Genomic DNA, 4364 nt, shown 5'->3' on the forward strand with positions numbered 1-4364 from the left:
ACGAGCCACAGGTCGAGTGTGTGCCAGGTCATCGCTGGTCCCCCTTGTCTCGCAGCGCGAACGCACGCTCCGAGATGGCGTTGCGGACCCGGTGCTCGCGGAGTGTGCCCGTAGCGGCTTCGACGGCGGGCCAGTCGGCCATGACCCGCTGGAACCTGCGCTGGGCCTCTCGTCGCCCGCGTATGTCGTCTGGGTGCGGCTTCCAGGGCAGCCTCATGGCTTCGCCTCACCTTCGAGGGCGTGGTGCAGCGCATTCAAGACGGTGCTGGTGACCGGGATCGACTCGCCCATCACGAGCGAGAGCTGCTTGTCGCGCTCTGTGAGGGCCCGTTCGAGGAACGCGATTCGTCTGTCCTTCTCACGGAGTTCCCTCGCGGTGGCGAGCCGACCAGTGGCGAGCATCCAGAACAGGAGCACGATCAGGCCGACGACGCCGATTCCGTTCCACACTCCGGCTGGCACGTCGGTTATCACTCCAACCTGTTGCAGCGCCCAGACGGTCAGTAGCATCGCGGCTCCCATCGCGATCAGGCAGCCCACCGGGTGCGGGTGGTGGAGCCGCGTTGTACGTTCGTCCGATCGTCGGGGCGTGCGGTGGAGTCGCTTCGTCCCGGCGTAGGGGCCGGCCAGCTCCCGAAGTTAGGCCGGTCCCGCCCTCCTCTTGCGCTCCTGCATCCACGTCTCGATGTCGGAGCGAAGCCATACCTTCCCCATGCGCAGCTCGTACACCGGCCGCGGGAAGTTCGGGGTGTTGATGAGCTGCTGCACGCGCTGACGAGAGACGCCGAGCATGCCTTGGATCTCGGCGGCTCCGACCAGCGGTGGCAACTTCATATCGGACATTCTGCCCTAGTCTCTTGACAAGAGAGAGCAACACGCGGAATCTAGTCACATGACAAGAGCAACGGGGGACACTGGCAAGCCCGGAACCTACAGCCGCCGCCTCGCCGCGATCCGCGAGCAGCACGCCTACGAGCGCCGCATCGAAGCGTTCGGACTGACCGCGCTCCTCGCGCCGTACACGCTGCGGCCCGTCGTCCGCTTGCCCCGGCAGCGTCAGGGCTAGCCCGTTCGGGTCACCTACGGCTGTCCGAATGGCCGGGATTCGCCGATTTCGAGTACGGCGCGTCTCCTGCGGGTGTTTCCTACCTGAGCGGGGGAAGTTCCCCCAGTCGGAACACCCATGGGAGATTCCAATGCTTGAGTTCATGCAGCGCCTTGTGCGCCGTGACCGTCGCGAGGATGGTGCCTCGGCCGTGGAGTACGGCCTCCTGGTCGCCGCCATCGCCGCGATTATCGTCGTGATCGTGTTCGCCATCGGTAAGTTCGTGAAGGCTGGGTTTGCCCACACCTGCGACGGGCTGTCGGGTGGCGACTACGGCACCTACGCCGCCGGGGACAAGTGCCCCACTGGCTGATGTAGCATCTTGCGCGTCACTGCCCGGGCCTATCTTCCCAGTTGGGCCTGGCGGGACTTCCCGAGTGGGGGTCGCTTCCTCGACAAGAGGCGGTGGCCCCCACTCTTTGCGTGCTCAGCCGGGAATGCCGTAGACCTCGGCGGTCGAGCCAACCGCGTAGCTCTCGCCAGACGTCAAGTTGACGATCTGCACGGTGTCGATGACGTCGGCGGTGTTCTTCCATTGTCCACCGGACCAGACGGGACCGGCCGACGAGGTGGCGGTGGAGGTGGCCTTGACAGCGCGGGCCAGCCCGGTGGTGGCGTAGTCGTAGACCAGGGCGTCGAGCACCACCATGGAGCCGTCGTTGGGCAGCGCGCCACGGTGGTAGTACGCGTTCAGACCGAAGTCAGCGGAGGCGTGGAATGCCCCACTCACGAGGTACTGGCTCTGAGCGCCGTAGTTGTTTCCAGTGTCCAGAACTCCGCCGGATCCGAAGCGCAGCGCGATATAGCGGATGGCTCCGCCTACGTTGCTGAGCCGGGCACGGATGCGGAGGTCCCTGTAACCCGTGGTTGGCAGTGGGCTTAGGGTGATCGCCGCTTGCCCGGATGCGGTCACGGTGGTCGACGCGAGCAGGACCGCACCGCCTCCGCCCGCGCTGCTCGGCGGGGTCTGCCAATCGACGGCGGTGCCGTCTGCGTTGACCATCGGGACCTTTCCCGCAACGCCGCCGGCTGGGGAGAGGCCGCTGACGTGGAGTCTTGGATCGCTCATGGTCAGTCCGCCGTTCCGGGCACGATCACGATGATGTGCGCCTCGGAGATCACCGAGTTGACGTGGTTGGTTCGGTTGATGGGCACGTAGACGGCGCCGGACACGCTGGAGCCGTTGTTGGCGGCCGTGACTGCCGTGGCGCAGTTGGCATCCATCGGGAAGATCGTGCCGAGCGTGGTCGACTTGGACGGCTTCGTTGTATCAACGCTTGAAGATGTCCCGCCGCCCACCACGACGATCTTGAAGTCTGTCCAGGCTCCAGCATCCCCGGTGGCTTTGATGAGTGCGTAGTATTCGGCGCCCTGGCTCGTGTCGACAGTTCCTCCGGTCGGGAGGTGCCCTGATACGGAGTTGTTCGTGATGCCCGTTTGGCCGATGTACTGGTCGACGGTGATCGAGGTGGACTCGTCGTTATCGCTCAGGGTGTCGTTCGGGGCCGGCGAGGTAGTGCCCGTACCACTGATGGCCACGGTGTAGGGGCCAGCCAGTCCGAGGTCTTGCAGCACTACCGGGTCAGGGATGATGTGCGGCGCGATGGGGACGTCGCGGTAGGTGTACTGCGGGTCGATGAGATCCGTGGCGGCGAACACTCCGGTCGGGTCGGGCACGGTGAGCGTCGACCCGTCGAGGGTCCACTGCGCGGAGGTGAGTGGGATGCCGCCAAGGCCGCGCGGGTGCCACTTCACGTCGAGGCTGCCGTCGAGCGGAGTGTGTGAGAGCGCGATTGTCTGATCCCCGGCCACGGCCACCGTGTAGGTGTCGGTGTTGCAGAACTTCACCCCGGCGCCGGACGCGCCAGCCAGCCCGCGCACGTCGAGGATCTGCCACTCGTCCTCGTCCGCGTCGTACTCCAGGGTGCAGGATTCGCCCGGCCCTCCGCGGTCACCGTCCGCGAGCTTGTCGGCCAGGAAGTGCGGCACCGTGGCTTCGATCGGGTCGGGGTTGTCGTCGTCGCCGTCGAGCTGCACCATCGCCGTCTTCACCGTGAACGGCGCCTGGTACAGCGGGTTCCAGCAGTCCACCCGGTCACCGTCGGACGCCGCGGCAGGCAGCGGGTCCGTGAGGGTGACCGTGCTCGCGTCGTCGTCTGCGGTGGAGTAGGCGAGCACCGAGCCGCCGACCGACACCGAGCCGCCGTTCTCAGAGTCGAAGGCCGCGGCGTCGTACACGGGCAGCACCGTGACACCAGCAGCCACATCCGCGGTCAGCGTCGAGCCCACCGTCTCCGTGGACACCGACACGATCCGGCCGTGCTCACGCTCCACGGTGGTGCCTCCTGAGCTTGTGGTGCGGCGGATGCAGCGGCGGCCTCTCGTGATAGTTCAGCGACATGGCCGGAGCCTCCCCACCGTCACCGGACACGCCGATCGGGAACGCGAACGACCGCAGCCGGAACGTCGCCAGATCCCCATCCGTCGTGACCGCCCGGTACTTGTCGCCTTCCTCGAGGAACGCCAGCGGGACAATGTTCAGCGTCGCCTCACCAGCCACCGCGTCCTGCCGGTCCTCCAGGATCCGCTCAGCCTTGCGCTGCGCCTCCTGCACCGACCGGATGTGTGGGTGGGTCTCCCGCCGCACATGGAAACCGGGTACGTCGTGGAACGCGAGCTCCTCCGGCGAGAACGGCTCAGACTTGTTCGGCCGCGCGACCGCCCGGATCCGGCGCCTGGACCCGTGCACCCGGTGCCCGCGGATCTCCACCAAGTCCTTGAACCCGCGCATCCGGATGTCGGTCTCCACCGCCGCGACGATCTCCTGAGACGGGTCGAACGTGTACACCGGGCGCCGCGGCCACGGCCGCAGCGTGGCCACGTTCCCGCGGTAGAACAACTGGTAGTCCATGGACTCCGCGATCCGGTCGGCGTAGGCCCACGGACGGCCCATCCGGCCGATGTTGATGCTGCGGTGCAGGACCGGCTTGTCCATGCCGTGCGGGAAATCGAACCGGACCTCACCCATCCGCTCGGACAGGATCCGGCGGATCGCCTCCACCTTCGGGGTGTGCTTCGGGATGTGCAACGGCCGCCACGCCTGCCCCATGCCCAGGACCGCCTTGTCGGCGGCGGTGACCTGCACCACGTCGCCGGAGCGGGTCAGGTTGAACTCCGGGCGGCCCACGAACAGGTTGCAGTGGACGTGCTCGCCGAGGTCGTCCACCCGGACCACGTGGTCGACGTGGATCAGCGTCGT

The 4364-nt window shown here is 67.0% G+C and carries 7 protein-coding genes; 2 read left to right on the forward strand and 5 right to left on the reverse strand.

Annotated elements, in window-relative coordinates:
* Positions 1 to 213 precede the first annotated feature (213 nt).
* Positions 214 to 540: a hypothetical protein gene (locus VFJ21_13260; GenBank protein ID HET7408086.1), complete on the reverse strand. Its 327-nt coding sequence runs from the start codon at positions 538 to 540 to the stop codon at positions 214 to 216.
* Between the two features lie 99 nt (positions 541 to 639).
* Complete coding sequence (locus VFJ21_13265) at positions 640 to 834, reverse strand: DNA-binding protein (protein ID HET7408087.1); 195 nt, start codon at positions 832 to 834, stop codon at positions 640 to 642.
* 58 nt (positions 835 to 892) lie between these two features.
* Here VFJ21_13265 and VFJ21_13270 point away from each other — a divergent pair, with 58 nt between their 5' ends.
* Positions 893 to 1066 (forward strand): hypothetical protein, encoded by a 174-nt coding sequence (locus VFJ21_13270; GenBank protein HET7408088.1) that lies wholly within the window; start codon positions 893 to 895, stop codon positions 1064 to 1066.
* Between the two features lie 130 nt (positions 1067 to 1196).
* Entirely contained in the window at positions 1197 to 1418 is a 222-nt protein-coding gene (locus VFJ21_13275) for a Flp family type IVb pilin (protein HET7408089.1), read from the forward strand.
* 114 nt (positions 1419 to 1532) lie between these two features.
* On the opposite strand, the gene VFJ21_13280 is transcribed toward VFJ21_13275, so the two are convergent.
* The 3 genes from VFJ21_13280 to VFJ21_13290 form a co-directional block, all read right to left on the reverse strand.
* A complete protein-coding gene (locus VFJ21_13280; protein HET7408090.1) occupies positions 1533 to 2108 on the reverse strand; it encodes a hypothetical protein in 576 nt (191 codons plus the stop codon).
* A 68-nt stretch (positions 2109 to 2176) separates the two neighbouring features.
* Positions 2177 to 3439 (reverse strand): hypothetical protein, encoded by a 1263-nt coding sequence (locus VFJ21_13285; protein HET7408091.1) that lies wholly within the window; start codon positions 3437 to 3439, stop codon positions 2177 to 2179.
* On the reverse strand, positions 3429 to 4364 hold a 936-nt coding region (locus VFJ21_13290), incomplete at its 5' end, for a hypothetical protein (protein ID HET7408092.1). The genes VFJ21_13285 and VFJ21_13290, both read right to left, overlap by 11 nt.

This window comes from Mycobacteriales bacterium (assembly GCA_035690485.1).
GTDB lineage: Bacteria > Actinomycetota > Actinomycetes > JAFAQI01 > DASSKL01 > DASSKL01.

Excerpts from the sequence above, each read along its gene's own strand:
- VFJ21_13265 (HET7408087.1), bottom strand. The coding sequence starts at position 834 with ATGAAGTTGCCACCGCTGGTCGGAGCCGCCGAGATCCAAGGCATGCTC.
- VFJ21_13280 (HET7408090.1), bottom strand. The coding sequence starts at position 2,108 with ATGGTCAACGCAGACGGCACCGCCGTCGATTGGCAGACCCCGCCGAGC.
- VFJ21_13270 (HET7408088.1), top strand. The coding sequence starts at position 893 with ATGACAAGAGCAACGGGGGACACTGGCAAGCCCGGAACCTACAGCCGC.
- VFJ21_13275 (HET7408089.1), top strand. The coding sequence starts at position 1,197 with ATGCTTGAGTTCATGCAGCGCCTTGTGCGCCGTGACCGTCGCGAGGAT.